Below are 25,512 nucleotides of genomic sequence, written 5' to 3'. Positions count from 1 at the left end.
TGCCTCCGCGCATGATGCTGACAGCATGTTGTCAGCACGGCTTTGCTACAAAGAGGGCGAGAACAAAGCCCGAATGTAAGCCCCGAGCCACGGAGACCCGCCGCCATGCGGATGAGCAGCCTGCATCCCATCATCACCACTGACCGCTTTGCCGAAACCAAGACCTTCTACCGGGCCCTGCAGTTCACCTATGCCTTCGAGGGGGAGTGGTACGTCCATCTCGTCTGGCCGGCCAATCCGACCCTGCAGCTGGCATTCATGCGGCCCGGGCAGGCGAACCAGCATCCGCTGTTTCGCTCACGCTTCGATGGCAGGGGGCTGTTCCTCGGTCTTGAGGTTGCCGAGGTCGACAGCGTGCACGACGACCTGCTGCGGCGTGGATTTGAAATCGAAATCGCGCTCCGGGACGAGCCCTGGGGGCAGCGTCATTTCGCGATCCAGGATCCCAACGGGATCGTCCTGGATTTCTACACCGCAACAGAACCGACCGCCGACTACGCCGCGCAGTACCGCGATCCGGGCAAGACGCTGCCCAAGGCCGCTGCGGCCGAGAGCGGCCTGGCTTTTGCCGAGCCCGCGCTTGGCTGAAGGCGCTTCGGCCCCGGAGCGAAAAACACCGGGGATCCCGCACAACAGAGATAAAGCGAGAGGCTGAACAGATGACGGAAACGCTCACCGCGCAGACAGGAGCGCCCGATGCGGCCACCACCGGCCAGGACACCGCGCCGGAACCGGTGCTGGGCACCATGAACCACATTGGCATTACGGTCAGCGGTCTCGCGGAGTCGACGGAGCGCTTTTATGGACCGCTGCTGCGCTTTCTCGGCTACGAAGTGATTCACCAGACTGCGGAGATGTCAGTCTGGCTCTCGGCCAGCGGCTGCGCGTTCAACCTCTGGCAGGCCAAGCCGGAGCATGCGGGGCGCCGGCCGGAGCGCTATGCGCCCGGATTTCACCACTTCGCCTTCAACGCCGACAGCCGCGAGACGGTGGACCGCTGTCATGCCTTTCTGCGCGAGCAGGGGATCGAGATCCTCGACCCGCCGGCGGACTACGATTACGAGCCGGGCTACTACGCTCTGTTCTTTGCCGACCCGGACGGCATGAAGTTCGAGCTGGTCCACCTGCCGCCGCCGGCCAGCGCGTCCATCGTCGCGTGAGCGTGCTCTACTGCAGGCGCTGCAGAAAAGCGTGCAGCGCCTGCAGGGCCTCCTGCCAGTTCTGCTCGGCAGAGCGCCCGCTGGCCTTGCGCGGCTTCAGATCGTGATCGCCGTCTTCGGCCCAGTGAAGGTCGATGCCGGCCGAAAGCCGGTAGCCGCTCACCTCTTCGCGGTTGCCCATGGCGTCCCGGCTGCCTTGCAGGATCAGGGTGGGAACCGAAAGGGCTTCCAGGTGCTCTGTGCGCAGGCGCTCGGGCTTGCCCGCGGGGTGAAAGGGGTAGCCGAGGCAGACCAGACCGCGCACCCCGGCGCGCTCGGCAACGAGGCTGGCCATGCGCCCGCCCATCGACTTGCCGCCGATCACCAGCCGCTCCGGCCCAAGGCGGTCGATCACCGCCTGCCAGCCGGCCAGCAGCAGCGGGGCGCGGTCGGGCGGGCGCCGTTTTCCGTCAACCCGGCGCTTGGCCATATAGGGGAACTCGAAGCGCAGGACCTGCCAGCCCCGGTCCGCAAGGCCGTCTGCGAAGAAGGTCATAAACGGCGTGTCCATCGGCGCGCCGGCGCCGTGGGCGAAAGCGAAGGTGAGCGCCGCATCGGCCGGCCCCTGACGCAGGAAGGTCGGCACCTCGACGGCTATATCCTTGGAATTCCTCATATTTTCAGGGCTGGATCGATTCGAAGGAATGGTGCTGGCGTAACGCTCTCTTAACCAAGCCCGGCAATGATAGTGAGGGACTGAGGCCTTGTCCGCTTCAGTGCCGCAGACCTAAGAACTGACCGCAAAACCGCTGGAGAGGCTGCCATGCAGCGCCCGAAGGAAGAGGCCGCAGACGACATCCGCCATCGCGACCTCAGCCAGATCCCCGAGGACGAAATGAGCCCGGAGGAGAAGCGCGAGTTGAGGCGCCGGTTCGAGGAATTCGTCGGCCTGATGCGTCGGCCCTCGGTGGCGGACAAGCTGGGCGCGCGGCCGTCCGAGAAGACGGTCAGGCCCTGGGATCCTGCCACGGCGAAAAAGCGCCACCCGTCGTAAGGAGCCGGCCAGAGCTGTGGACCTGGACCGCGGGCCTGAGTTGCGGGTCTCGGGTCAGGTCCGATGCGCCTGTCTTGCTGTGCGGCACGGCCATCTTCCGCGATATCGGATCATTTGCCGGCCGCGGCACGGCCGGCCTGCTTTTCGCGATCCTGCTTCTCGCGACCCTACTTTTTGCGAAACGCGTCGAGGGTGACGACCTTCTCGGCTGTGGGCGTTTCTTCGTCCTTGTTCTCGTCTTCGCTGTCCGCTGCCGCCGTTTTTTCGGACGGGCTGTCCGGGGGCGGTGCGGCCTCTGGCTGGTCGGAGAGGCCGGATTTCGCGCCCTCCAGAACCTGGGCGGCGGAGCCGCCTTCCTGGGGCGCGGCGCCGCCTGTGGCGGAGTCCACATCGAACTGCAGGCCGAAGCGCACCGAAGGATCGGCAAAGGCGGTGACCGACGGGAAGGGCACGACCAGGCGGTGCGGCACGTCCGCGAAGCTGAGCGTTACCGAGAACTCCTTTTCAGAGATCTCCAGCCCCCAGAACTGATGCTGCAGAACGATGGTCATTTCGCCCGGATAGCGGTCCCGGAGCGTCGCGGGCATCTCGACGCCTTCCTGATCGGTGCGAAAGGTGATGTAGAAGTGATGGTTGCCCGGCAAGCCGTTCTCCGCAACGTGCGTAAGGGCCCGCCTGACCACGCTGCGTAGGGCATCCTCGACCATACGGTCGTATCGCAATTCCTCTTTCGCCATAGCCTCCACCACGATTTCGCGCTCCCTGCACGCTCACCCGCTGCGCCTCTTGTCTGTTCGCCGGGCCACGCAAGCGGCTGCCCGGCCCGGGCGGTTGCGGATGGGGCGCGGGCTTTCGCCAGCAACCCTTCTGGGGCGCTTCTGTTGCCTCTGCGCCCCAAGGTGGGGCGCTTCTGTTGCCAGGTGCGCCCCGAACCCCGCCTAGGCGTGTGAAGGCCTAGGGCTTAAGTCGGCTAACCCGACCGCTATTAAGCGGCGAGGCGTGCCTCACTGTAGTTGTCGTTCGCAACTATAGTATGGCCCGATAACGGCGGTACCATGCCGGGAACCAAACCCGTCTTTACCACGCACGTCGATCCTGTTTCGCCCCCAAAAGGTCCCCTCAACCACCACAAAGATCGGCTGAATTGGCGGAATTTGGTGGAGGCGCCGGGTACTGCCCCCGGGTCCGTCGCGCTTATTCCACAGGCCTGTTTAGCGCCATAGCCGGATAACCGGCAGGTATAATATAGGCACTTTCCGAAGCGGTTGAAAGAACCGCGAAAAGGGGCCGGGAAGGCGGCGGCCCCCGCCGCCCCGCCACCGCCATCTCGCCTCTGGGCGCCCGGGGTTAACAGAGCCTTAAGGCCCGGGTCGGCGACCCGGGCCGCTTGGGGCTGGCGTGCTGGGGATAAAGCCGCGCCCGTTAGCGCTGCAGCCGGCTGGGCATTGCGCTACACTTGCGACGGCCGAGTCGGCCGGCCGCCGCCCCGGTCTGGCGCCGGCGGAGGCGGTGGCGGCGCCCGGCGGGTGCGGACTCAGAGAAACTTGGGACTTGAGCGACCGTGAAGCAGTATCTCGACCTGTTGCGCAAGGTGCGCGAAGACGGCAGCTACAAGGGCGACCGCACGGGCACCGGAACGCAAAGCATCTTCGGTCATCAGATGCGCTTCGATCTGTCCGAGGGCTTTCCCCTCGTCACCACCAAGAAGCTGCATGTGAAATCGATCGTTCATGAACTCCTCTGGTTCCTTCAGGGCGACACCAACATCGCCTATCTGAAGGCCAACGGCGTGCGCATCTGGGACGAATGGGCCGACGAAGACGGCAATCTCGGCCCGATCTACGGCGCCCAGTGGCGGTCCTGGCCGGCGCCCGATGGCCGGCATATCGACCAGATCGGCCAGATCCTCGACCAGTTGAGAACCAATCCGAATTCGCGACGCCTTGTGGTCAGCGCCTGGAACGTGGCGGAGATCGAGCGCATGGCCCTGCCGCCCTGCCACTGCCTGTTCCAGTTCTACGTCGCCGACGGCCGCCTGTCCTGCCAGCTCTATCAGCGCAGTGCGGATATCTTCCTCGGCGTGCCTTTCAACATCGCCTCCTATGCACTTCTCACCATGATGGTCGCGCAGGTCTCGGAACTGACGCCCGGGGAGTTCGTGCACACGCTGGGCGATGCCCATCTCTATGTGAACCATCAGCAGCAGGCCGACCTGCAGCTTCAGCGCGCGCCGCTGCCTTTGCCGCAAATGCGTATCAATCCGGCGGTCCGCGACCTCTTCGCCTTCCGCTATGAAGACTTCGAACTGACCGGCTACGAGGCCCATCCGCACATCTCCGCGCCCGTGGCCGTCTGACCGGGGCTCCGGCTGCGCCCTATGTCCGAGGTTCCCATCGCCCTGATCCTGGCGCGCGGTGACAACGGCGTCATCGGGCGTGCGGGCGGCCTGCCCTGGCATCTCTCAGGCGATCTGCAGTTCTTCAAGGCCCAGACCCTGGGCAAGCCCATTGTCATGGGCCGCAAGACGTTTCAGTCGATCGGCCGTCCGCTGCCGGGCCGCCCGAACCTGGTGATCAGCCGCGACCCTTCTTTTCGCCCGGAGGGGGCGGAGGTCTTCGCCGATCTGGAGGCGGCGCTTGCGCGGGCGTCCGATCTGGCGGCCGAGATCCCCGAGGACGGCCCCCGGCGCGAAATCATGGTCATCGGCGGCGGCCAGATCTACGCCCTGACGCTGGCGCGGGCGGCGCGCGTCTACCTGACGGAAGTCCACGCCGCGCCCGAAGGCGACACCCATTTCCCCCCGCTCGACCCCCAGGAATGGCGGGAGGTGATGCGCGAGCACCAGGCCTCGTCCGGCGACGGACAGCCGGACTTCAGCTTCGTGATCCTGGAGCGCCGCGGGGCGGCCTGAGGCCCATCGAACCGCGACGGTTCAATCTCGCCGGGTTAGGCTCTACACTGTCCCGGCAATCTTGATGAAAAAGGGGAGGTCGCACGGTCATGCCAAAAGTCAGTTCCACAACGGAACTGCCGGTTCCGGCTCAGGCTGTCTGGTCGGTGATCGGCAACTTCAACGGCTTGCCGGACTGGCATCCGGCGGTCCAGAAAAGCGAGAGCAAGACGGACGGCGGCACCACCTTGCGGACCGTGACGCTGATGGGCGGCGGTACTATTGAGGAGAAGCTCGAGGAGATCGACGAGCACGAGCGGCTCTATACCTATTCGATCCTCTCCAGCCCTCTGCCGGTCGCCAACTACACCGCCACCTTGCGGGTGCGCGAGGCGGACTCCGGCGGTTGCGTGGTCGAGTGGTCCAGCGAGTTCGACGCCTCGGGCGCAACGGAGAACAACGCCATCGAGCAGATCAGCCAGGTCTACGAGGCCGGCTTCGAGAACCTGAAACGCATGTTCGGCGGCTGAGCAGACCTCAACCGCCGAACTTCAAGCGCCGAACTTCAAGCGACGAACCGGCGTGAACTGCCGGTTGCGGTCACGAACAGACCCTGGTCACGAACCCGACTTGATGCCGGGCCAGTTGGTGTCGGCTTTGGCGATGTGGCCGGAAATGTCACGCTCCCAGCGGCGCTGAACCGATCTGGAGTAGTTCAGGTAGAGCTTGCCGTCGACGATCTTCCAGGCATCCGGGTCGACGGAGGCGGTATAGCCCTGCGACACCGCCCAGGCACAGTAGCCGCCGTATTGCGGTGCATAGCGGGCCGGGTCGGCGGCAAAGGCGTCGCGGTTGGCCTCTGAAGCGAACTGCCAGGTCGCGCCGTCATAGTCGTGGGTGAAGAGGGGCTTGCCCTTTACCGGCTTGCCCTCTGTGAAGTAGGCCACCGGGTCGAAGCCGCGGATTGCCTTGCCGCCGGCGGTGAAGACCGGGTCGACGGCCAGGGCGGGCCCGGAAAACGTCACTGCGGTGAGGGTCGCTCCGGCGGCGACCAGGCCGCTCGCCAGAACAAGGCCGCCGAAGCGGCGGCGGGAAACGTCAATCTGCGCCATGGTCTTTCCCTTTTTCGAAGGCCCGGGCTCAAAGACTTGACCGCAAAGGCCTGGATCTTGTGGTTCCTGTCCAGATCCCGCCGGGGCGGGACCGCTCTGGTCGTTGGCCATAAGAGTTGTGTGCCGGGGCGCGGCCAGCAATTCAACCGCATCTCACGTTTCTGCGAGTTGCGGTGAGCGGGTGAGTCCGAGCCGTCGACCTGGGACCGGGGCCCGGGGGCTACTGCATGACGATCTTGGGCGCCTGGCGGGCGCCGCCGGCATCGATCTGGGCGGAGACCTTTTCCCAGACCCGTGCGGCGATGGCGCCATAGGCCTTGGCCTGGGCGGCATCGGGGTTCGACACCACGATCGGACGGCCGCCGTCGGAGGTCTCGCGGATCTCGATATCCAGCGGCAGTTCTCCGAGAAACTCCATGCCCAGCTTCTCGGCTTCGCGCCGGGCGCCGCCGTGACTGAAGATGTGGGACTCGTGGCCGCAGTTCGGGCAGATGAACACGCTCATGTTTTCGACGATGCCCAGCACCGGCACGTCAACCTTGCGGAACATGTTCAGCCCCTTGCGGGCGTCCAGCAGGGCGATGTCCTGCGGCGTCGAGACGATGACGGCGCCGGTCAGCGGCACCTGCTGCGCCATGGTCAACTGGGCGTCGCCGGTGCCCGGCGGCATGTCGACCATGAGGATGTCGAGTTCGCCCCAGTCGACGTCGCGCAGCATCTGCTGCAGCGCGCTCTGCACCATCGGTCCGCGCCAGATCATCGGCGTGTCCTCGGCCACCAGGAAGCCCATGGACATGCACTTGAGGCCGTAGTTCTCCATCGGGTTCAGGATCTTGCCGTCCGGCGAACTCGGCCGCCCGCTGATGCCCAGCATGCGCGGCTGCGACGGCCCGTAGATGTCGGCGTCGAGCACGCCGACCTTGAGGCCAAGCTGCACCATTGCCAAGGCCAGGTTGGTGGTGGTCGTCGACTTGCCGACGCCGCCCTTGCCGCTGGCCACTGCGACGATGGAGCGCACGCCCGGGACCAGTGCCTGTTGCTGTCCGCCGCCGCGCTGGCCCGCCGGTTGGCCCTGTGATTGGCCCTGTGGTTGGCCCTGGGGCTGACCCTGAGGTTGGCCCTGGGCGGAGGACTTCTCGGCGGTCAGCACGACCGTCACCGAGGTCACGCCGTCCAGGTCGTAGACCGCCTTTTCCGCGGCTTTGCGCAGGGGTTCCATCGCTGCGCCCTGGCGCGGATCCACCTCGATCGCGAAGCCCACGTTGCCGTCCTTGACGACAAGTCCGGAAACCATCCCCAGGCTGACGATGTCTTTCTGCTGCCTGGGCTCAACAATCGCCTTCAAGGCCGCGAAAATGCTTGCCTCGTCTACTGCACTCATCCTTGAAAACTCCCCGAAACGGCCGATATGCAGGCATGAGGGCCTGCCAGGTATTGCTGGTTCAGACATTGCTAGAACAATGGCGCCAGCGTGATATAAGTCCGGCGCAAGGCGTTTGCAGCCTCGAATTCACGCCTTTCGGGGCAGTTTATCCGATTTCAGCAGTTTAACTAGGCGACGGGATGATGAGTTATGCCTTGGGAAAATAAAGGTGGCGGCGGCCCTTGGGGCGGCAGCGGTGGCGGTTCCGGGGGCTCCGGTGGTGGCGGCGGTCCCTGGGGGCGCGGCGGCGGCGGCGGCGGTGGACAGCGTCCGCCCGATATCGAGGACTTCATCAAGAAGGGCCAGGATCGTGTCCGCAGCATCATTCCCGGTGGCGGCGGGCTAGGGAAGTCAGCCTATATCCTGATTGTCCTGGCGCTGCTTGTCGTCTGGGGCCTGACCGGCTTCTACCGGGTTCAGACCAACGAGCAGGGTGTGGTACTGCGCTTCGGGCAGTGGGTGGCGACCACCCAGCCGGGCCTCAACTGGCATGTTCCCTGGCCGGTGGAATCGGTCGAGACGCCCAGCGTCACCTCGGTGCAGCAGATCGATGTGGGCTTCCGGGCTGCCGGCGGAGAGCGTGCGCGCACCGGCCGGCGCGACGTCGAGGAAGAGAGCCTGATGCTCACCGGGGATCAGAACATCATCGACATCGACTTCTCTGTGCAGTGGAAGATCGCAGACGCCGGTCAGTATCTCTTCAACATCCGCGAGCCTGAAGCCACGGTGAAGATCGCCGCCGAAAGTGCGATGCGCGAGATCATCGGCCGCACGGACATTCAGCCGGCGCTGACGGAAGCGCGTGGCACGGTGGAGGCGGAGACCCGCAGCCTGCTGCAGGCGACCCTGAACGAGTACGAAGCCGGTATCGAGATCACCGAGCTGGTGCTGCAGGACGTGCAGCCCCCCAATGCTGTGATCGATGCCTTCAACGACGTTCTGCGCGCGCAGCAGGACCGCGACCGCGCCCGCAACGAAGCGGACCGCTATCGCAACGACATCCTGCCCCGTGCCCGCGGTGACGCCCTGCGCGTGGTGCAGGAGGCCGAGGCCTACAGGGAACGCCTGGAAAACGAGGCTGAAGGTGAGGCCGAGCGTTTCCTCTCGGTCTTCCGGGCCTATCAGCAGAATCCTGATGTGACGCGGCGGCGCATGTATCTCGAAACCCTGCAGGGCGTGCTGAGCGAGACCGACAAGGTCATCATGGACAGCGGCGCCCAGGGTGGCGGGGCCATTCCCTATCTGCCGCTAAATGAATTGCGCGGCCGATCCGTCGCCGGCGGAAACTGAGGAGCGAGACCATGGGCAAGTATGCGAATGCGATCATCGCCGTCGTCGTAGTAGGCCTCGGCCTCTTGGCTTACGGCTCTCTCTTCACGGTGGATGAACGCCAGCAGGCCATCGTGATGCAGTTCGGCGAACCCAAGCGGGTGATCACGGAACCGGGTCTGTCCTGGAAGCTGCCGCTGATCCAGAACGTGCAGTACTATGAACGGCGGGTGCTGAACCTGGATCCGCCGGCGGAAAACATCCTGCTGTCCGACCAGAAGCGCCTGATCGTCGACGTCTTCGCGCGCTACAAGATCCTGGATCCGCTGCTGTTCTTCCAGACGGTGCGGACCGAGGGCGTCGCGCGCCAGCGCCTGGGCGGCATCATCAACGGCCGCCTGCGTGAGGTGCTGGGTAACGAGACGCTTTCGTCAGTGCTTTCGCCGGAGCGCACGCGCATCCTGCAGAGCATTCGTGACAACGTGGACCGGGAAACCCAGCGTTTCGGCATTGCCCTGGTGGACGTGCGTATCCGGCGCGCCGACCTGCCCGACGAGACCCGGGAATCGGTCTATGACCGCATGCGCTCCGAGCGTGAGCGCGAGGCGGCCGAGTTCCGCGCCCAGGGCTTCGAGCAGTCGCAGCGCATCACGGCCGCGGCCGACCGCGAAGCCACGGTCATCGCCGCCGAGGCCCGGCGGGAATCGGAGATTCTGCGCGGTCAGGGCGAAGGCATGCGCACAGAAATCCTCAACAACGCTTTTGGTCAGGATCCGGAGTTCTTCAACTTCTACCGCTCCATGCAGGCCTACAGCGAATCCTTGGACAGTGAGAGCACCTATATGGTGCTGTCGCCGGACAGCGAATTCTTCTCCTTCTTTCAGCAGATCGAAGGACAGGTGAGCCGCGGCCGGGCGATCCAGTAGGCCGCCTCTGCGGCGTGTTCCGAGGGGGCGGCAGTCAGAAGCCGCCCATCGGAAACTCCTGCAATAGAGTGATGTTCCGACGAGGGCCGGCCGACCAGCCGGCCCTCGTTGCTTCCGGCACCTCAGGCCCCCTTCCGGATTATTGGGGGCTGTTCTCCACTCTCTCTGACATGACGCTATGACCGATTTCCTGACCGCGCTGGCGCTGGTCCTCGTGATCGAGGGACTGTTTCTGGCGGTTTTTCCCCATCGGATCAGGCAGATTCTCCAGATGCTGGAGGAAATGACGCCGGAATCCCTGCGCTACGGCGGTCTCGCGGTTGCGGCGCTGGGGGTCTTTTTCGTCTGGCTGCTGCGCGGCTGAGATCCGGCCAAAGGGTTGCAATCGGCAGGCCGGCCCCGCCGGGAACCGCCGGTTTCTTTGGGGACGCCACAAATTCGCCCACTTCGTATCACAGGCTTCGGGTGCTACACTTTTTATTGAGAGGGCCTACAAAGTCTGTCTTGCAGGGCCCAAGTTGGCGGGGTAGGGGGTATGCTCACCGCCTTGTGCGGCGAGCCTTGAGCATCCGAGCAGTCCGGGCCTGAACGTCCGAATGCCCGGAATGCCCGGGGTTTGAGGGCCCCCGGGCGCCCGACATCCGGTCAGACGTTTGGTTCTTCCGGACTCTGATCCGGCCGATGTGGAGCGCTGCTCCAAGCGAGGGAGAAAACCGACAGTGATGCGAAACTCTTCGACGCAGCGGCGCAAGGCAGTGGCCCTGGCGGCAGACCGCACGGCCCCGGGCCGGCGCTGGCTGCTCGCAGCGGTCGCCACGGCCTGCGCTCTCATGATGCTGGCGTGGTCGGCGGCCGTGCAGGCGCGTTCGGCGCCGGATTCTTTTGCCGATATGGTCGAACGGCTGCTGCCCACGGTGGTCAATATCCAGACCCGCCAGACAATCGAGGGCGGCCAGGCCGAACAGTTCGAGGAATTTTTTAAAGAGTTCTTTGAGCGCCGCGGCGAAGGCGGCGAACCGCCGCCGCAGCAGCGTCGGCGCGGCTCCTCCCTGGGGTCCGGTTTCGTGATCGACCCCAGCGGCTTTATCGTCACCAACCACCATGTGATCGCCGACGCCGACGAAGTCGAAGTGGTGTTCTCGGACGGCACCAAGCTGGATGCCACCATCGTCGGCAGCGACAAGGACACCGATCTGGCGCTCTTGAAGGTGGAGGCCAGTCAGCCGTTGCCGGCCACGACCTGGGGCGACTCCGACAACACGCGGATCGGCGACTGGGTCGTCGCCATCGGCAATCCCTTCGGTCTTGGCGGCACCGTCACCGCAGGCATCGTTTCGGCGCGTCAGCGCGATATCAATGCCGGTCGCTACGACAACTTCCTGCAGACCGACGCGGCCATCAACAAGGGCAACTCCGGCGGCCCGATGTTCAATCTTGAAGGCGAGGTCATCGGCGTGAACACCGCGATCTTCTCGCCCTCCGGCGGCTCGGTCGGCATCGGCTTCGCCACGCCGTCCTCGATGGCCAAGAACATCATCGCCCAGCTGCGCGAGTCCGGCGAAGTGCGCCGCGGCTGGCTTGGCGTGCGCATTCAGAATGTCACCGACGAACTGGCTGAAGGGCTGCGCCTCGACAAGCCTCGCGGCGCCCTGGTCGCCGCTGTAACCCAAGGCGGTCCCGCCGAAGAGGCCGGGATCCAGCAGGGCGATGTGATCCTGGAGTTCAACGGCCGCGACGTTACGGAGATGCGCCGCCTGCCGGCGATGGTCGCAGAGACCGCGGTCGGCGCGGAGGTCGACGTCACCATCTGGCGGCGCTCCGCCGAGGAGACCGTCAAGGTGAAGATCGGCGAACTGGAGGCCGACCAGTTGGCGGCCGCGCCTGCCGACCAACCTCAGGAAGAGGTGACGCCCGACAAGATGGAGTCCCTCGGCCTTGCCCTCGGCACCATCACGCCGGAGCTGCGCACGCGCTTCGAACTCGACGAGGACACCAAGGGCGTGATCATCACCGAGGTCGAAGAGGGCGGCTCCGGCGCCGAAAAGGGCCTGCGTCCCGGCGACGTCATTGTCGAGGTCGACCAGGAAGAGGTGGCGAGCCCCGCCGAGGTCGTCGAGAAGGTCGAGAGAGCCAAGTCCGAAGGCTACCGCGTGGTCACCCTGCTGGTGTTCCGCCAGGGCGACTTCCAGTGGGTCGCGGTTCGTATCGATCAAAGCTGACCGCCCAGGCTTCGGTGCCTGAACGAAGCGGCGGCGCCCGTAGGGGCGCCGCCGTTTTGTTTTCGCCTGTGCGACCCACGAAGACCCCCGAGGTCAGGCGGCCCGGCTCAGGCGGCCCGGCTCAGGCGCCCATGTCCTCGTGAAACTCGGCGCGGCGATAGCCCTGAAGATAGAGCAGGGCCGTCAGGTCGCCATGATCGATGCGGTAGCGCGCGGCCGCGCGCACCTTGGGCTTGCCGTGATAGGCAACGCCCAGGCCGGCCGCCCCCAGCATGGCCAGGTCGTTGGCGCCGTCCCCGACGGCGCAGCTGTCGTCCAGGGTCAGGCCCAGGCTCCGGGTCAGGTCCTGCAGGGTCTTCAGTTTCGCCTCCCGCCCGAGAATGGGCTCCACCACCCGCCCGGTAACCCGCCCGTTCTCGATCTCCAGGCAGTTGGCCCGATCTTCGCTGAAGCCGCAGGCTGCGCGGATCTTCTTGGTAAAAACGGTAAAGCCGCCGGACACCAGCGCGCAGTAGGCCCCGGCGGCATGCATGGTGGCAACGAGACTACGGGCACCGGGATTGAGTGTCATGCGCTCCGCCGCGGCTTTCACAACATCCTCGGTCATGCCGGTGAGCAGGCCGACCCGCTCGCGCAGCGCGGCCTCGAAGTTCAGGTTGCCTGCCATTGCGCGGGCTGTGATGTCTTCGACCTGCGCGCCGATCCCGGCGACACCGGCCAGTTCGTCGAGCATCTCCTCGGCGATGATGGTGGACTCCATGTCCGCCAGCAGGAGGCGCTTGCGCCGACCGGCGGCGGGCTGGATGGCCAGGTCCAGCGGCGCCGGGCCCAGGGTCTCGCGCACCAGTGCCTGGGTGATTGTCGGCTCCTCGCCGTCAAAAGGCACATCGCAGGCAATACCCTCGGCCAGCCAGTCCGGCTCACCGGGCGCGCCGCGGCTTTCGCGGATTGCGCCACGCGCCGCCTCGACGATTGCCGCGTTCAACGGCCTTGAGCTGGGGTCCCCGATCACGGTAAGGACGTACTGCATCAACGGCTTATACCGAGGCCGCGCCGCTTCCCGCAAGGCGCACAGTAAACGGCACAGTAAACGGCACAGCAAACGAATGAGCGAAAGCGACGACCGCCAGAGCGTGGTGCTGATCGCCGGACCCACGGCATCGGGAAAATCGGCTCTCGCTATGGACCTTGCAAAGGCCTCCGACGGCGTCGTCATCAATGCCGATTCCATGCAGGTCTATCGCGATCTCGCGATCCTGACGGCGCGCCCCACGGCGGCGGACATGGATGCCGTCCCGCACCGGCTTTACGGCACGTTTTCAGGCGACCAGGTCTGCTCGGCGGGCCGCTGGCGGGCGCTGGCCCTGGAGGAAGCCGCCCATGGCCTTGCCGCCGGCAAGCTGCCGATCCTCGTGGGCGGCACCGGCCTCTATCTGCGGGCTTTCGAGAAGGGGTTGAGCGCGGTCCCGGAGATCCCGGCGGCCGTGCGGGCAGAGACGCGGGACCTGCTGGCGGAGATCGGCGCGCCCGCCCTGCATGCGCGGCTGGCCGAGCTCGATCCGGAGATGGCGCGGCGGCTGTCGCCCGGTGACCGTCAGCGGGTGGCCCGCGCGTGGGAGGTGTTCATGGCCACCGGCGCGTCGCTGGCGGTGTGGCAGGCGCAGGAAGGCGAGGCGGCGCCCTACCGCTGTATCAAGATCTGCCTGCTGCCGGAGCGAGAGACCCTCTATGCCGCCTGCGACCGGCGCCTGGACGCGATGATCGCTCAAGGCGCGCTGGAGGAGGTGCAGAACCTGCTGGCCAAGGGCCTGGATCCCGGCCTGCCGGTCATGAAGGCCCTGGGCGTCCCCGAACTGGCCGCCCATCTGCGCGGTGAGAGCACCCTGCCGGAAGCCCTGGCACTGGCCCAGCAGGCCACCCGGCGCTACGCCAAACGCCAGACGACCTGGCTGCGGCACCAATTTTTGGGTAATGATCCAACTGTGATCACCATCAATGCGCAATATTCTGAAAGCTTGCAACCCAATTTATTTGCAAAAATTCGTCAAATGCTGTTGACCACGGCCGATTAAGGGGATAACGTCCGGCTCCTTTCCGGCGGAATTCGGGCGTTCGATGCGCGTCCGGCCGTCACGCCGCACCGGTTATCTGGGCGGCTGCCCGCCGGAAACGAAGCAATGGCCGGTTCTGCCGGCCTCTTTTGTGCTGAAATGAGATGCCGGGCCGCCCGCCGGGGCCGGCCTTGGCTTTCGGGAAGGGCTGCCAGGACCGGTCGCCCTCAGATCAGGCCGGGGAAAGGCCGAAGGAGAAGGTCGGATGGTTGGAAGAACGTGGACCGATGTGCCGATGATGTCCGGTGCGGAGATGCTGATCAAGGCGCTGCGCGACCAGGGCGTAGAAGTCATCTTCGGCTATCCGGGCGGCGCCGTCCTGCCGATCTATGATGCGCTTTTCCAGCAGAACGACATCCAGCATATCCTCGTGCGCCAGGAAGGCGGCGCAGTTCACGCCGCCGAGGGCTATGCCCGTTCCACCGGCAAGGTCGGCGTGGTGCTGGTGACCTCCGGACCCGGCGCGACCAACGCGGTGACCGGGCTGACCGACGCGCTGATGGACTCGATCCCCATCGTCTGCCTGACCGGCCAGGTGCCGACCCACCTGATCGGCAACGACGCTTTCCAGGAAGCCGACACCACAGGCATCACGAGGCCCTGCACCAAGCACAACTATCTGATCAAGGACGTGGCCGACCTGCCGCGCATCGTCCACGAGGGCTTTTACGTCGCACAGAACGGCCGGCCCGGCCCGGTGGTCATCGACCTGCCCAAGGACGTTGTGCAGGCCAAGAGCGACAGCTACGTCGGCCCGGACGAGGTGAAGCACCGCAGCTATCGCCCGCAGACCAAGGCCGAGGATGCCGCGATCGCCGAAGCGGTGGAGATGATCGCCGGGGCCAAGCGGCCCATCGTCTACGCCGGCGGCGGCGTCATCAACTCCGGCCCCCAGGCCTCCGAGCTCCTGACCCGCTTTGTGCGAATGCTGGGCGTGCCCTGCACCAACACCCTGATGGGGCTCGGCGCCTATCCGGGCAGCGACCCGCAGTTCATCGGCATGCTCGGCATGCACGGCACCTACGAAGCCAATCTGGCGATGTACAACTGTGATGTGATGATCAACGTCGGCGCCCGCTTCGACGACCGGGTGACCGGTCGTCTCGACGAGTTCTCGCCCGGCTCCAAGAAGATCCACATCGACATCGATGCCAGCTCGATCAACAAGAACGTCATGGTCGACCTGCCCATCGTCGGCGACGCCGGCTCGGTGCTGGAGGACCTGCTGGCGGCCTGGAAGGCGCGCGACCTGCAGCTCGACCAGAAGGCGCTGAAAGCCTGGTGGGCGCAGATCGACGAGTGGCGCGCCCGCGACTGCCTGAAGTACGAGCAGAAGGACCAGATCATCAAGCCGCAGCATGCCATCAAGCGGCTCTACGAACTGACCCGGGAGCGCGAGCCCTACATCACCACCGAGGTGGGGCAGCACCAGATGTGGGCGGCGCAGTACTTCAAGTTCGAAAAGCCGAACCGCTGGATGACCTCCGGCGGGCTCGGCACCATGGGCTACGGCATGCCGGCGGCGCTCGGCGTGCAGCGCGCCCATCCCGACGCCCTGGTCATCGACATCGCCGGCGAAGCCTCGATCCTGATGAACATTCAGGAGCTGTCCTGCATCGCCCAGTACAATCTGCCGGTCAAGGTGTTCATCGTGAACAACCAGTGGATGGGCATGGTGCGCCAGTGGCAGGAACTGCTCCACGGCGGGCGCTACTCCGAGAGCTATACGGCCTCGCTGCCCGATTTCGTGAAGCTGGCGGAATCCTTCCACGCCGTGGGCATCCGCTGCGAGAAGGCCGATGACCTGGACGACAAGATCATGGAGATGATCGAGACGCCCAAGCCGGTGATCTTCGACTGCCTGGTGTCCAAGGACGAGAACTGCTTCCCGATGATCCCCTCCGGCGCCGCGCACTACGAGATGCTGCTGGGACCGGAGGACAAGGCCGGCAAGCCGATTTCCGAGGAAGGCATGGTGCTGGTATAGAGGCTACCTGCACGCCTCCGCCTTTCCCAGACGACCGAGAAACAGAAAACAGCGAGGGGCCGTTCCACGGCCCTCACATCATCATGGCAATCAAACAGCAAGAGATCGAAACGCGCACCATCGCGGTGCTGGTGGACAACGAACCCGGCGTTCTGGCCCGCGTCATCGGCCTGTTCTCCGGGCGCGGCTACAACATCGAAAGCCTGACGGTGACCGAGGTCGACCCGCGCCAGAAGCTCTCGCGCATCACCATCATCACCTCCGGCACGCCGCAGATCCTGGAGCAGATCAAGGCCCAACTCGACCGCCTGGTGCCGATCCAGCGGGTCAGCGACCTGTCGCTGGAGGGCCCCTCGGTAGAGCGCGAACTGGCCCTGGTGAAGGTGGCCGGCGCCGGCGAGAAGCGGGTGGAATCCCTCCGCATCGCCGATATCTTCCGGGCCCGGGTGGTGGACTCCAGCCACGACCACTTCGTCTTCGAGATGACCGGCAAGAGCGAGAAGCTGGACGTCTTCATCGACCTCATGCAACCCCTGGGGCTGGTCGACGTCAGCCGCACCGGCGTCGTCGCCATCTCGCGCGGCCCGTCGGGATTGTAGGTCTGCCGGGAACGGCCGGGAATCCAGCCATTTCCCGCCATGCGTCCCGTGCAGGCGGCCATGACGGGAATCCCGTTGCGCTTTCGGGGTTGGCGCTTTAGAACCCCGCCGAGCCTTTCGGAGCAACAAAAATACTTAGGGAGACGGCCGCTATGCGCGTCTATTACGATCGGGACGCCGACGTCAATCTGATCAAGGGCAAGAAGGTCGCCATCGTCGGCTACGGCAGCCAGGGCCACGCCCACGCCAACAACCTGAAGGACAGCGGCGTCAGCGACGTCCGGGTCGCCCTGCGCGCCGGCTCGGCCAGCGCCAAGAAGGCGGAGAACGCCGGCCTTCAGGTGATGACCCCGGAGGAGGCCGCCGCCTGGGCCGACGTGGTCATGATGCTGACCCCCGACGAGATGCAGGCCGACATCTACCGCGACTCCCTGGAGCCGAACCTGAAGGACGGGGCGGCGCTGGCCTTCGCCCACGGCCTCAACGTCCACTTCAACCTGATCGAGCCGCGCAAGGACCTCGACGTGTTCATGATCGCGCCCAAGGGCCCCGGCCACACCGTGCGCTCGGAGTACGTGCGCGGCGGCGGCGTGCCCTGCCTCATCGCGGTGGCGCAGAATGCCTCCGGCAACGCCCAGGAGATCGCGCTGTCCTACGCCTCGGCCATCGGCGGCGGGCGCTCCGGCGTCATCGAGACCACCTTCAAGGAGGAGTGCGAGACTGACCTCTTCGGCGAGCAGGTGGTGCTCTGCGGCGGCCTGACGGCGCTGATCCAGGCCGGCTACGAGACCCTGGTGGACGCCGGCTACGCGCCGGAGATGGCCTACTTCGAGTGCCTGCACGAGGTGAAGCTGATCGTCGACCTGATGTACGAGGGCGGCATGGCCAACATGCGCTACTCGATCTCCAACACCGCCGAGTACGGCGACTACACCACCGGCCCGCGCATCGTCACCGACGAGACCAAGGCGGAGATGAAGCGGGTGCTGGATGACATCCAGTCCGGCCGTTTCGCCCGCGACTGGGTGGCCGAGTGCAAGGCCGGCCAGCCCTCCTTCAAGGCCCTGCGCCGGCGCTCGGCGGAGCACAACATCGAGGAAGTCGGCGCCAAGCTGCGCGCCATGATGCCCTGGATCGCCGCCAACCAGCTGGTGGACAAGGAAAAGAACTAGGGCTGTATCCGTCGCTCAGTCTTCTTCGGGCCCTGTGCTTCCCGGCACGGGGCCCGAAGTGTTTTTGGGTGTGGCACAGAGTTCCCCCTCACCCAGCTTCGGCTAGGCTCGCTGCGCTCGCCAAGCCTGCGCAACCCTCTCCCACCAGGTGAGAGGGGGAACCAAAAAGGATCGCTCCGAAGACGCTCTCCCCTCCGTGGGAGAGGGAGGGGCCCGCGCCGGGATAAGGACTGGGGCGGGAGGGTGAGGGGGATTTCCGCGAAGCGGAAAGGCGGAGTGGTTGGCATCCCGCAACATCTTCGGGTAGCTTGCGCGCCGCCGTGCCAACCGGAAGAGACCGATGCAGAGCGAAACCTTCGCCCCCCTCAAGACCGAACGCCTGATTCTGCGGCCGTGGCGCGACGCGGATGTCGAGCCTTTCGCGGCGCTGAACGCCGACCCGGTGGTGATGGAACACTTCCCAGCCCCCCAGACCCGCGCCGAGACCGAAGCCGTGATGATGCGTATCCGCGAGGAGATGGCAAAGCACGGCTTCAGTTGGTTTGCCGTGGAGGCGCCGGGTGTCGCCCGCTTCATCGGCTTCATCGGCCTCTGGGCGCCCAACTTCGATGCGCCCTTCACTTCGATCCAGGACCCCATCGTCGAGGTCGGCTGGCGTCTCGCCAAGGAGTTTTGGGGCAAGGGCTATGCGACCGAAGGCGCGCGGGAATGCCTGCGCTTCGGATTCGAGGATCTCGACCTGAAGGAAATCGTCTCCTTTACCACAACGACGAACACGCCGTCGCAGAAGGTCATGCAGCGCCTCGGCATGACCCACGACCCCGCCGGTGACTTCGACCATCCGGCCCTGCCCAAAGGCCACCGGCTGGAACGCCACGTGCTCTACCGCCTGCGGCGGGAGGACTGGAGCAAGACTCCATGACTCGAACCTACCTCGCCTGCCTTTGGCATCATGAGCATCCGGATGAGCCGGTTGAGCTTTACAGCGAGCTGGATTCTAAACGTTGGGAGCTGCGCAAAGTCGAGGTGTATCGCAAGGGTCATGGCGACGTAGCTGGGCCGGGTGTTCAAACAGGCGACACGCGGCTGGGAGAAGCACCTTGTCCGCCGCTGGAGGAGATCGCGGCTACCCCGGAACTTGAGCCGAGGGTAATCACGAAAGAAGAGTTCGAGGCCGTTTGGCGGCGGTACGCTACGTCGCAGTAGGACGCAGACGCTGTGCGCCCGCGGCATTCCCCCTCACCCAGCTTCGGCTAGGCGTGATCTGCGATCTCGCCAAGCCTGCGCAACCCTCTCCCACCAGGGGAGAGGGTCTTTCTGCGCGGCGTCAGTTGGTTTCCCTCTCCCCTTTGTGGGAGAGGGAGGGTGAGGGGGCCTAGGTTCCGACCCGCAGCGGCCCGGTCATGCGCCTGAGGGTGGCAAGCACCGACAGCGCCGTGATCTTGCCGGTGCGCGGGTTTTCTTCGGTGGGCACGTTTTCGATGGTCATGGTGAGGCGGGCGGCATCCGCCTCCACCGTCACGGTGTGGGTGTTGCGGGTGACCGTCGGGTCGGCCCAGATCTGCAGGGCCGTCTCGTCGGGGCCGATACCGGCGAGGCTGAGAGCCGCGGCGACGTTCACATTGGCGGGGAAGCCGCGGGCGCCGTCGCGCGCGGTGCCCTCGAAAACCAGCTTGGGTTCGGTGAGCCCCTCGACCGAGATGCCGTTGTCCACCAGGTGCGGGGCGCCGGCGAGGCCGCCGGGAGGCTTGCGGGTGACCAGGGTGACGCTGTCCACCGGCCCTTCGGCGCAGGCCCGCAGCGCATCGAGGCCCAGCAGCGCACCGGTGGGCACGACGATGGTGCCGCCCTTCGCCTGCGCCAGGTCGATCAACTCCGGGCGCGCCAGCAGAGCGCCGACGGAGAGCGGCAGCAGGGTCCTGCCGCGTCCCAGCACGCTCTCGGCCAGTTCGGCGAAGTTGGATGCCGGAATGCACTCCACCACCACGTCGGCGGTCTCCGCGAGATCCGTGAGCGGAAGCACCGGCACCGGGGCCCGGAAGGCGGCCAGGCGCGCCTCGGCCCGGGCGGTATCGCGGGCCGAGACGGCGGTCAGGGTCATGCCCTCGATGGTCCCGGAATCCAGGGCCTCGGCCACGGCAAAGCCGATGGCGCCGAGACCGGCGATCGCTACCTTAATCTGTTCTGGCAAAAGTAATGCTCCTGATTGGCGAGTCGGCCTTTTTTGGCCCCTCGGCTGTTGTTTCAGCCGGCTGGCCCGCTAGACTAGCAGCGAGGCGACCGCACGCCATCCCTGTCCCTGGGCCGGCCATCAGACATGAAGGCCGGCAAGGGGGCGGAGACGGCCAGAGCGGTCGATTGTTTTGGTCAAATGTCTGACGGGCCGGCGGCAACAACGAGAAATGGGACCCACGCCCGCCGGGACCCGAAAGGTCCACATCCGGGTGGCTCGACCCCGTGCGGGGACCAAGCCCGAGGGACAGGGAAGGGAGAACCAAGGAAAATGATGAAAGGTAAGCTTCTACTGGGCGCGGCTGCGCTGGCGACGGCCCTGGTCACAGGCGGCGTGGCGTCGACGCCGGCCGATGCGGCGGACATCTCCTGCCGGACCGCCAAGCTGATCGTGCCCTGGGGTGCCGGCGGCGGCACCGACGTGATCTTCCGCGTCTTCGTTGAGGCGGTGAACAACCAGGGCGCCGAGCCGCAGCTGCAGGTCGTCAATATCAGCGGCCAGGGTGGCAACAAGGGCGCCAAGGAGGCAGTGCGCGCAAAGCCTGACGGCTGCACGCTCTTCGCCATCCACCAGAGCGCCATCACCTCGTTCCTGAACGGGCGCGTCGACTTCACCTGGGATGCCTTCGAGCCGGTCGCCATGCTGACCCGCACGCCGGCCATCTTCGGCGCCAATCCGGACGTGCCCTACAACAACATCAAGGAACTGGTGGACGCGGCCAAGGAAAAGCCCGGCGAAATCGTCGCCGGCGGCACGCTGGGCTCCACCAGCCACTTCGTCTTCCTGCTGCTGGAGGACGCGGCCGGAGTCAAGTTCCGGCATGTGTCCTACGACGGCACGCGCCAGCGCATGACCGCGCTGCTGGCCAAGAACATCGAACTGGGCGAGATCAACCTGGCTTCGGCCAAGCAGTACATCGCGACCGGCGAGCTGAAGGCGCTGGGTATCACCACGCCGGAGCGTAACGGCGAGATCCCCGAGGTCATGACCCTGCAGGAGCAGGGCTATGACATGATCTACGGCACCGACCGCGGCATCATGCTGCCCAAGGGGACGCCGCAGGAGGTCATCGACCACTACGGCAGCCTGTTCGAAACAGCGGCGAATGATCCGGCGGTGGTTGCCGAGATGAACGCCAAGGGCACCGAGGTGGTCTACCTCGGCCCGGCGGACTACACGGCCTACTTCGAGGAGACCTTCGCCAACTGGAAGCGGATCGCCACGGAAGTGGGCCTCTACAAAGGCAACTAGAGCCGAGGGCACCGAGGCCCTTAGAGGATAAACCGCAACCGCTGCGGCCCCGGCGTCACGACAGCGCCGGGGCCGCCACGGCTTTCCACAGCAATCCGGTGGGTCACACCACACCGTCTGGCGCCGAAGGGGGACAGCGCGCACTATGAGCCTCAATCGCGATGTCGTGGTGGCACTTCTGCTGCTGCTGCTCTGCGGGGTCTTTTTCTGGGAGTCCGGCAACATCCAGCTGACCGACTACGGTCAGATGGACTCGACCGTCTGGCCGCGGATCATCCTCGGGGCCCTGCTGGTGGCGAGCCTCATCTATCTCTGGCAGGCTCTGCGCGGCGCGGCTTCCGAGGGCGCAAGCCCGGCGCCGAAAGCCGGGCCGGGCGGTCTTGCCGGCTGGTTCCGCCGCTACCGCAACGCGCTTCTGTGCTACGCCCTCTTTCTGACCTTCCTGCTGACCCTGCCGATCCTCGGCATGCTGCTGGGCGGCATTCTCTTTGTCTTCGCGGCCCTGACGGTGCTGGGGCGGCCCTCCCTGAAGCTGGTGCCGCTGCATGCCGCCATCGCGGTCGGCACCGTGGGCGCGATGTGGGCGGTCTTCACCTTCGGGCTGCGGGTCTTCCTGCCCGAAGGCGTGCTGATCTCCTTTCAATGAACGCTTGCCCGATGACCAACAACAGATCCGCCGGGGCCATTTGACGCCATGGGTTTTGAACCGCTGATCGGCGCCTTCGGCGAGGTGTTCTCGCCCTACAACCTGGGGCTCATGTTTCTCGGGGTCACCGCCGGGCTCATCGCCGGCTCCATCCCCGGCTTCACCATCGCCATGGCGGTGGTCCTGACCCTGCCCTTCACCTTCGGGCTCTCCGCGGTCGAGGGCCTGTCCACCATGATCGGCGTCTTCGTGGGCGGCCTTTCCGGCGGCCTGATGGCAGGGATGCTGACCGGCATTCCCGGCACGCCGTCCTCGGTGGCTACGGTCTTCGACGGCTTTCCGCTGGTGCGCCGAGGCAAGCCGGGCCTGGCGCTGGGGCTGGGCGTCTGGTCGTCCTTCTTCGGCGGCATCATCTCCGCCGTCGTCCTCGTCATGCTGGCGCCGCAGCTGGCGCGCATCGGTCTGGAGTTCGGGCCCTGGGATTTCTTCGCCCTGGTGGTCTTCGCGCTCACCATCACCGCCAGCCTGTCCGGCGAGAACCTGACCAAGGGCATCATTGCCGGGCTGCTGGGCCTGCTGATCGCCACCATCGGCGAAGACGAGGTCAACGGCGTCGCGCGCTTCGATTTCGGCTTCGACGCCATCGAGCAGGGCTTCGGCTTCCTGCCGGTGCTCGTGGGCCTCTTCGCGTTTTCCCAGTTGCTCAGCGACGTCCAGGACCGCGAGCAGGCGCGCCGTCCGCTGATGGAAAGCTCCGCCCGCGCCGTACGCGTCGAGCATCTGGCGGCGATCAAGATCGTCGCGAAGAACGCCGTCAACCTCTTCCGCTCCGCCTTCATCGGCGTCTTTACCGGTATCCTGCCGGCGGCCGGCGGCTCGATCTCCAACATCCTGGCCTACGACCAGGCGAAGAAGGCCTCCAAGAACCCGGAAGCTTTCGGCAAGGGCTCGCCGGAGGGTATCGTCGCGCCGGAAGCCTCCAACAACGCCACGGCGGGCGGCGCCCTCATCACCATGATGGCGCTGGGCATCCCCGGCGACGTGGTGACGGCGGTGATGCTGGGGGCGCTGCTGATCCACAACGTCCAGCCCAGTCCGACCTTCATCGCCGACAACGCACAGCTCGCCTACGGCATATTCGTCGCCTTCTTCCTCGCCCACTTCATCATGGTCTTCATGCAGGCCTTCTGCCTGCGCGCCTTCCTGATGATCGTGCGCATGCCGATGTACTTCCTGGCATCGGTGATCCTGCTCTACACGGCCATCGGGGTCTTCGCGCTGAACAATGTCACCTACGATATCTGGACGCTCTTCGTGTTCGGCATAGTGGGTTACATCCTGAAAAACCTGGGTTTTCCGCTGGCACCGATCATTCTGGGGGTGGTGCTGGGGCACATCGCGGAGCTCAATCTCTCCCGCGCCGTGGGCACGAACGACGACCTGACGCTCTTCATCACCCGGCCCTGGTCGCTGTTCTTCCTGATCGTCGCGCTGTTCTCGGCGGCCTTCCCCTGGTACCAGCGCAACATCGGCAAGATGCGCTGGACCCTGTTCTACATACCCGCGGCGAGCCTGGCGCTTTCGGTGCCGCTGATCATGATGGGCGGGATCGTGCGCCCGGGTATCGGCGTGCTGCTGATCGTCTACGCGCTCTACAAGCTCTATCAGCATCACAAGGCCGGCTGGGCCCTGCCCCGGAAAGGCGGCGACGAAAACGCTGCGGAGACCGTCTGACGGCCGGTCGAGTCGCGTCCTTTTCCTTCGCCGCAGGCGCCGGCCCGTTGTGGAAAAAGCGTAGGAAGCCCCTGGGCTTCAGCAATTCTTAACGCTTTCAAAATAGATATTGTTAACCTCAAGAGTGGCGTTTAGAAAAGTAGGCGTTAACCACGCTTCTGAACGGAATGGCGGGCTTTCGGGCCGCCCGTGCTGAGACGGGAGACAGCACGGAAACCAAAGGGCCATGACCGTCCGAAGGGGAGGCTTCCCCGGACCGGCGGCCGACAGAAGCGGTGATCCCTTTCCCGTGGCCATGGATCGGCCGTGCGCCTGTGCTTTTCGTTCGCCGCTCCACGCTGCCGCGGCTGACGGGGTGAGCGGGTTTTGAGGGAAGGGTTCACGGGACGTGGCCAGGGCGTCGAGGCGCCGGTTTAGCGGCCACGGAGGACCGAGAGGTCTGAGACGAGGGTATAACGGGCAGTGTCGTTGTTGACTTCAGAGAGATCTTTGACCGCCGGACCGCCGGCGGCGCTGATGGCCGGGAATCTCACCGGGTATGCCGCCTTGCCTGACGTTTCCGTGATCGTGCGTTTCGAACAGCCGCAGGCTCTGCGGTCCCGTAAGGATTGAAGAAAAGGCGATTGGATCGATGTTTTCAGGTTTGCTCGGCATGCTCTCCGCCGATATGGCGATCGACCTCGGTACCGCGAACACGCTGGTCTATGTGAAGGGACGCGGCATCGTTCTGAACGAGCCGTCGGTGGTCGCCATCGCCGAGGTGAAGGGCAAGAAGCAGGTTCTCGCGGTCGGCGACGAGGCCAAGATGATGCTGGGCCGCACGCCCGGAAACATCCAGGCGATCCGCCCGCTGCGCGACGGCGTCATCGCTGACTTCGAGGTCGCGGAGGAAATGATCAAGCATTTCATCCGCAAGGTTCACAATCGCCGCTCCTTCGCCTCGCCCCAGGTCATTGTCTGCGTGCCCTCCGGCTCTACGGCCGTCGAGCGCCGTGCGATCCAGGAGTCTGCGGAAAGCGCCGGCGCGCGCCGCGTTTTCCTGATCGAGGAGCCCATGGCCGCGGCCATCGGCGCCGGCCTGCCGGTGACCGAGCCCACGGGCTCCATGGTCGTCGACATCGGCGGCGGCACCACCGAGGTGGCGGTGCTCTCCCTCGGCGGCATCGTCTACTCGCGCTCGGTGCGCGTCGGCGGCGACAAGCTGGACGAGGCGATCATCGCCTATATCCGTCGCAACCATAACCTGCTGGTCGGCGAGGGTTCCGCCGAGCGCATCAAAAAGGAAATCGGCTCTGCCTGCCCGCCGGAAGACGGCGAGGGCGGAACCATGGAGATCAAGGGCCGCGACCTGATGAACGGCGTGCCGAAGGAACTGATCATCTCGGAGCGCCAGATCTCCGAGTCCCTGGCCGAGCCGGTCGGCGCCATCGTCGAAGCGGTGAAGGTCGCCCTGGAGCACACCGCCCCGGAACTGGCCGCGGACATCGTCGACAAGGGCATCGTGCTGACCGGCGGCGGCGCGCTGCTGGGCAACATGGACTATGTGCTGAGAGCCTCCACCGGCCTGCCGGTCTCCATCGCCGACGATCCGCTTTCTTGTGTGGCGCTCGGGACCGGGCGTTGTCTTGAGGAAATGAAGGTCCTGAAGAACGTCCTTATCTCCATGTATTGAGCAGCGGTTGATCTAGGCTCAATGGTTTCTTCATTTGTATTTGTTTTGATGGTTCGGTAACTTAGCCCGAATCGG

General features: G+C 65.6%; 26 protein-coding genes and 1 other RNA gene. 20 read left to right on the top strand and 7 right to left on the bottom strand.

Annotation, left to right across the window (positions count from 1 at the left end; genetic code table 11):
• Positions 1–105: 105 nt before the first annotated feature.
• Together ACO06P_RS08675 and ACO06P_RS08670 are read left to right on the top strand one after the other, a co-directional pair.
• Positions 106–588: a VOC family protein gene (locus tag ACO06P_RS08675; RefSeq protein WP_420349609.1), complete on the top strand. Its 483-nt coding sequence runs from the start codon at positions 106–108 to the stop codon at positions 586–588.
• Positions 589–659: 71 nt separating this feature from the next.
• Entirely contained in the window at positions 660–1,160 is a 501-nt protein-coding gene (locus ACO06P_RS08670; protein ID WP_420349608.1) for a VOC family protein, read from the top strand.
• A gap of 7 nt (positions 1,161–1,167) precedes the next feature.
• Here ACO06P_RS08670 and ACO06P_RS08665 read toward each other — a convergent pair whose 3' ends face one another.
• Positions 1,168–1,815 carry an alpha/beta fold hydrolase gene (locus ACO06P_RS08665; protein ID WP_420349607.1) on the bottom strand — a complete coding sequence of 216 codons (648 nt, stop codon included), beginning with the start codon at positions 1,813–1,815 and terminating at the stop codon, positions 1,168–1,170.
• A gap of 147 nt (positions 1,816–1,962) precedes the next feature.
• Between ACO06P_RS08665 and ACO06P_RS08660 the strand changes: the two genes are divergently transcribed.
• A complete protein-coding gene (locus ACO06P_RS08660) occupies positions 1,963–2,193 on the top strand; it encodes a hypothetical protein (protein WP_420349606.1) in 231 nt (76 codons plus the stop codon).
• A 167-nt stretch (positions 2,194–2,360) separates the two neighbouring features.
• Here the strand turns inward: ACO06P_RS08660 and ACO06P_RS08655 are convergent, their stop codons facing one another.
• Together ACO06P_RS08655 and ssrA are read right to left on the bottom strand one after the other, a co-directional pair.
• Positions 2,361–2,942: an SspB family protein gene (locus tag ACO06P_RS08655; protein WP_420349605.1), complete on the bottom strand. Its 582-nt coding sequence runs from the start codon at positions 2,940–2,942 to the stop codon at positions 2,361–2,363.
• Between the two features lie 149 nt (positions 2,943–3,091).
• Positions 3,092–3,468: a transfer-messenger RNA gene (gene ssrA / locus ACO06P_RS08650) on the bottom strand.
• Positions 3,469–3,754: 286 nt separating this feature from the next.
• Here ssrA and ACO06P_RS08645 point away from each other — a divergent pair.
• From ACO06P_RS08645 to ACO06P_RS08635, 3 genes are all read left to right on the top strand, one after another.
• A complete protein-coding gene (locus tag ACO06P_RS08645) occupies positions 3,755–4,549 on the top strand; it encodes a thymidylate synthase (RefSeq protein WP_420349604.1) in 795 nt (264 codons plus the stop codon).
• A 21-nt stretch (positions 4,550–4,570) separates the two neighbouring features.
• The gene (locus ACO06P_RS08640; protein ID WP_420349603.1) at positions 4,571–5,104 is read left to right on the top strand and encodes a dihydrofolate reductase; all 534 of its coding nucleotides are present in this window, start codon (positions 4,571–4,573) and stop codon (positions 5,102–5,104) included.
• An 89-nt stretch (positions 5,105–5,193) separates the two neighbouring features.
• Positions 5,194–5,613 carry an SRPBCC family protein gene (locus tag ACO06P_RS08635; RefSeq protein ID WP_420349602.1) on the top strand — a complete coding sequence of 140 codons (420 nt, stop codon included), beginning with the start codon at positions 5,194–5,196 and terminating at the stop codon, positions 5,611–5,613.
• An 87-nt stretch (positions 5,614–5,700) separates the two neighbouring features.
• Here the strand turns inward: ACO06P_RS08635 and ACO06P_RS08630 are convergent, their stop codons facing one another.
• Positions 5,701–6,195 (bottom strand): YHS domain-containing (seleno)protein, encoded by a 495-nt coding sequence (locus ACO06P_RS08630; protein WP_420349601.1) that lies wholly within the window; start codon positions 6,193–6,195, stop codon positions 5,701–5,703.
• 220 nt (positions 6,196–6,415) lie between these two features.
• Complete coding sequence (gene apbC, locus ACO06P_RS08625; protein ID WP_420349600.1) at positions 6,416–7,576, bottom strand: iron-sulfur cluster carrier protein ApbC; 1,161 nt, start codon at positions 7,574–7,576, stop codon at positions 6,416–6,418.
• Positions 7,577–7,768: 192 nt separating this feature from the next.
• Between apbC and hflK the strand changes: the two genes are divergently transcribed.
• From hflK to ACO06P_RS08605, 4 genes are all read left to right on the top strand, one after another.
• On the top strand, positions 7,769–8,908 hold the full coding sequence (hflK, locus tag ACO06P_RS08620; RefSeq protein WP_420349599.1) for an FtsH protease activity modulator HflK: 1,140 nt from the start codon (positions 7,769–7,771) through the stop codon (positions 8,906–8,908).
• 11 nt (positions 8,909–8,919) lie between these two features.
• Positions 8,920–9,813 carry a protease modulator HflC gene (gene hflC / locus ACO06P_RS08615; protein ID WP_420349598.1) on the top strand — a complete coding sequence of 298 codons (894 nt, stop codon included), beginning with the start codon at positions 8,920–8,922 and terminating at the stop codon, positions 9,811–9,813.
• A 178-nt stretch (positions 9,814–9,991) separates the two neighbouring features.
• Entirely contained in the window at positions 9,992–10,177 is a 186-nt protein-coding gene (locus tag ACO06P_RS08610; RefSeq protein ID WP_420349597.1) for a DUF2065 domain-containing protein, read from the top strand.
• A 358-nt stretch (positions 10,178–10,535) separates the two neighbouring features.
• Positions 10,536–12,032: a DegQ family serine endoprotease gene (locus tag ACO06P_RS08605; protein ID WP_420349596.1), complete on the top strand. Its 1,497-nt coding sequence runs from the start codon at positions 10,536–10,538 to the stop codon at positions 12,030–12,032.
• 121 nt (positions 12,033–12,153) lie between these two features.
• Here the strand turns inward: ACO06P_RS08605 and serB are convergent, their stop codons facing one another.
• Positions 12,154–13,062: a phosphoserine phosphatase SerB gene (serB, locus tag ACO06P_RS08600; protein WP_420349595.1), complete on the bottom strand. Its 909-nt coding sequence runs from the start codon at positions 13,060–13,062 to the stop codon at positions 12,154–12,156.
• A gap of 76 nt (positions 13,063–13,138) precedes the next feature.
• On the opposite strand from serB, the gene miaA reads away from it, so the two are divergent.
• The 6 genes from miaA (at position 13,139) to ACO06P_RS08570 (ending at position 19,107) form a co-directional block, all read left to right on the top strand.
• Complete coding sequence (gene miaA, locus ACO06P_RS08595; RefSeq protein WP_420349594.1) at positions 13,139–14,104, top strand: tRNA (adenosine(37)-N6)-dimethylallyltransferase MiaA; 966 nt, start codon at positions 13,139–13,141, stop codon at positions 14,102–14,104.
• 244 nt (positions 14,105–14,348) lie between these two features.
• Positions 14,349–16,130, top strand: a complete 1,782-nt coding sequence (locus ACO06P_RS08590; RefSeq protein WP_420349593.1) for an acetolactate synthase 3 large subunit — start codon at positions 14,349–14,351, stop codon at positions 16,128–16,130.
• Positions 16,131–16,213: 83 nt separating this feature from the next.
• Complete coding sequence (ilvN, locus tag ACO06P_RS08585) at positions 16,214–16,729, top strand: acetolactate synthase small subunit (RefSeq protein ID WP_299391063.1); 516 nt, start codon at positions 16,214–16,216, stop codon at positions 16,727–16,729.
• Between the two features lie 152 nt (positions 16,730–16,881).
• On the top strand, positions 16,882–17,901 hold the full coding sequence (gene ilvC, locus ACO06P_RS08580; RefSeq protein WP_420349592.1) for a ketol-acid reductoisomerase: 1,020 nt from the start codon (positions 16,882–16,884) through the stop codon (positions 17,899–17,901).
• 340 nt (positions 17,902–18,241) lie between these two features.
• Positions 18,242–18,823 carry a GNAT family N-acetyltransferase gene (locus ACO06P_RS08575; RefSeq protein WP_420349591.1) on the top strand — a complete coding sequence of 194 codons (582 nt, stop codon included), beginning with the start codon at positions 18,242–18,244 and terminating at the stop codon, positions 18,821–18,823.
• Positions 18,820–19,107 (top strand): DUF6881 domain-containing protein, encoded by a 288-nt coding sequence (locus tag ACO06P_RS08570; protein ID WP_420349590.1) that lies wholly within the window; start codon positions 18,820–18,822, stop codon positions 19,105–19,107. The genes ACO06P_RS08575 and ACO06P_RS08570 overlap by 4 nt, the downstream gene beginning before the upstream one ends.
• Positions 19,108–19,276: 169 nt before the next feature.
• On the opposite strand, the gene ACO06P_RS08565 is transcribed toward ACO06P_RS08570, so the two are convergent.
• Entirely contained in the window at positions 19,277–20,092 is an 816-nt protein-coding gene (locus tag ACO06P_RS08565; protein ID WP_420349589.1) for an aspartate dehydrogenase, read from the bottom strand.
• A 312-nt stretch (positions 20,093–20,404) separates the two neighbouring features.
• Here ACO06P_RS08565 and ACO06P_RS08560 point away from each other — a divergent pair, with 312 nt between their 5' ends.
• From ACO06P_RS08560 to ACO06P_RS08545, 4 genes are all read left to right on the top strand, one after another.
• Positions 20,405–21,385, top strand: coding sequence for a Bug family tripartite tricarboxylate transporter substrate binding protein (locus ACO06P_RS08560; protein WP_420349588.1), 981 nt, complete (start codon positions 20,405–20,407; stop codon positions 21,383–21,385).
• 145 nt (positions 21,386–21,530) lie between these two features.
• Positions 21,531–22,031: a tripartite tricarboxylate transporter TctB family protein gene (locus tag ACO06P_RS08555; RefSeq protein WP_420349587.1), complete on the top strand. Its 501-nt coding sequence runs from the start codon at positions 21,531–21,533 to the stop codon at positions 22,029–22,031.
• A 48-nt stretch (positions 22,032–22,079) separates the two neighbouring features.
• Positions 22,080–23,765 carry a tripartite tricarboxylate transporter permease gene (locus ACO06P_RS08550; protein ID WP_420349586.1) on the top strand — a complete coding sequence of 562 codons (1,686 nt, stop codon included), beginning with the start codon at positions 22,080–22,082 and terminating at the stop codon, positions 23,763–23,765.
• A 631-nt stretch (positions 23,766–24,396) separates the two neighbouring features.
• Positions 24,397–25,437 (top strand): rod shape-determining protein, encoded by a 1,041-nt coding sequence (locus tag ACO06P_RS08545; protein WP_167223262.1) that lies wholly within the window; start codon positions 24,397–24,399, stop codon positions 25,435–25,437.
• Positions 25,438–25,512: the final 75 nt, after the last annotated feature.

Source organism: Pelagibius sp. (assembly GCF_965227505.1).
In the GTDB taxonomy this organism is placed as follows: domain Bacteria; phylum Pseudomonadota; class Alphaproteobacteria; order Kiloniellales; family Kiloniellaceae; genus Pelagibius.
This window is presented reverse-complemented; position numbering and strand designations above follow the sequence as displayed.

Bases quoted from the DNA above. Each gene is read 5' to 3' on its own strand.
- ACO06P_RS08675 (WP_420349609.1), top strand. From the start codon at position 106: ATGCGGATGAGCAGCCTGCATCCCATCATCACCACTGACCGCTTTGCC.
- ACO06P_RS08670 (WP_420349608.1), top strand. From the start codon at position 660: ATGACGGAAACGCTCACCGCGCAGACAGGAGCGCCCGATGCGGCCACC.
- ACO06P_RS08665 (WP_420349607.1), bottom strand. From the start codon at position 1,815: ATGAGGAATTCCAAGGATATAGCCGTCGAGGTGCCGACCTTCCTGCGT.
- ACO06P_RS08660 (WP_420349606.1), top strand. From the start codon at position 1,963: ATGCAGCGCCCGAAGGAAGAGGCCGCAGACGACATCCGCCATCGCGAC.
- ACO06P_RS08640 (WP_420349603.1), top strand. From the start codon at position 4,571: ATGTCCGAGGTTCCCATCGCCCTGATCCTGGCGCGCGGTGACAACGGC.
- ACO06P_RS08635 (WP_420349602.1), top strand. From the start codon at position 5,194: ATGCCAAAAGTCAGTTCCACAACGGAACTGCCGGTTCCGGCTCAGGCT.
- ACO06P_RS08630 (WP_420349601.1), bottom strand. From the start codon at position 6,195: ATGGCGCAGATTGACGTTTCCCGCCGCCGCTTCGGCGGCCTTGTTCTG.
- apbC (WP_420349600.1), bottom strand. From the start codon at position 7,576: ATGAGTGCAGTAGACGAGGCAAGCATTTTCGCGGCCTTGAAGGCGATT.
- hflK (WP_420349599.1), top strand. From the start codon at position 7,769: ATGCCTTGGGAAAATAAAGGTGGCGGCGGCCCTTGGGGCGGCAGCGGT.
- hflC (WP_420349598.1), top strand. From the start codon at position 8,920: ATGGGCAAGTATGCGAATGCGATCATCGCCGTCGTCGTAGTAGGCCTC.
- ACO06P_RS08610 (WP_420349597.1), top strand. From the start codon at position 9,992: ATGACCGATTTCCTGACCGCGCTGGCGCTGGTCCTCGTGATCGAGGGA.
- ACO06P_RS08605 (WP_420349596.1), top strand. From the start codon at position 10,536: ATGCGAAACTCTTCGACGCAGCGGCGCAAGGCAGTGGCCCTGGCGGCA.
- serB (WP_420349595.1), bottom strand. From the start codon at position 13,062: ATGCAGTACGTCCTTACCGTGATCGGGGACCCCAGCTCAAGGCCGTTG.
- miaA (WP_420349594.1), top strand. From the start codon at position 13,139: ATGAGCGAAAGCGACGACCGCCAGAGCGTGGTGCTGATCGCCGGACCC.
- ACO06P_RS08590 (WP_420349593.1), top strand. From the start codon at position 14,349: ATGGTTGGAAGAACGTGGACCGATGTGCCGATGATGTCCGGTGCGGAG.
- ilvN (WP_299391063.1), top strand. From the start codon at position 16,214: ATGGCAATCAAACAGCAAGAGATCGAAACGCGCACCATCGCGGTGCTG.
- ilvC (WP_420349592.1), top strand. From the start codon at position 16,882: ATGCGCGTCTATTACGATCGGGACGCCGACGTCAATCTGATCAAGGGC.
- ACO06P_RS08575 (WP_420349591.1), top strand. From the start codon at position 18,242: ATGCAGAGCGAAACCTTCGCCCCCCTCAAGACCGAACGCCTGATTCTG.
- ACO06P_RS08570 (WP_420349590.1), top strand. From the start codon at position 18,820: ATGACTCGAACCTACCTCGCCTGCCTTTGGCATCATGAGCATCCGGAT.
- ACO06P_RS08560 (WP_420349588.1), top strand. From the start codon at position 20,405: ATGATGAAAGGTAAGCTTCTACTGGGCGCGGCTGCGCTGGCGACGGCC.
- ACO06P_RS08555 (WP_420349587.1), top strand. From the start codon at position 21,531: ATGAGCCTCAATCGCGATGTCGTGGTGGCACTTCTGCTGCTGCTGCTC.
- ACO06P_RS08550 (WP_420349586.1), top strand. From the start codon at position 22,080: ATGGGTTTTGAACCGCTGATCGGCGCCTTCGGCGAGGTGTTCTCGCCC.
- ACO06P_RS08545 (WP_167223262.1), top strand. From the start codon at position 24,397: ATGTTTTCAGGTTTGCTCGGCATGCTCTCCGCCGATATGGCGATCGAC.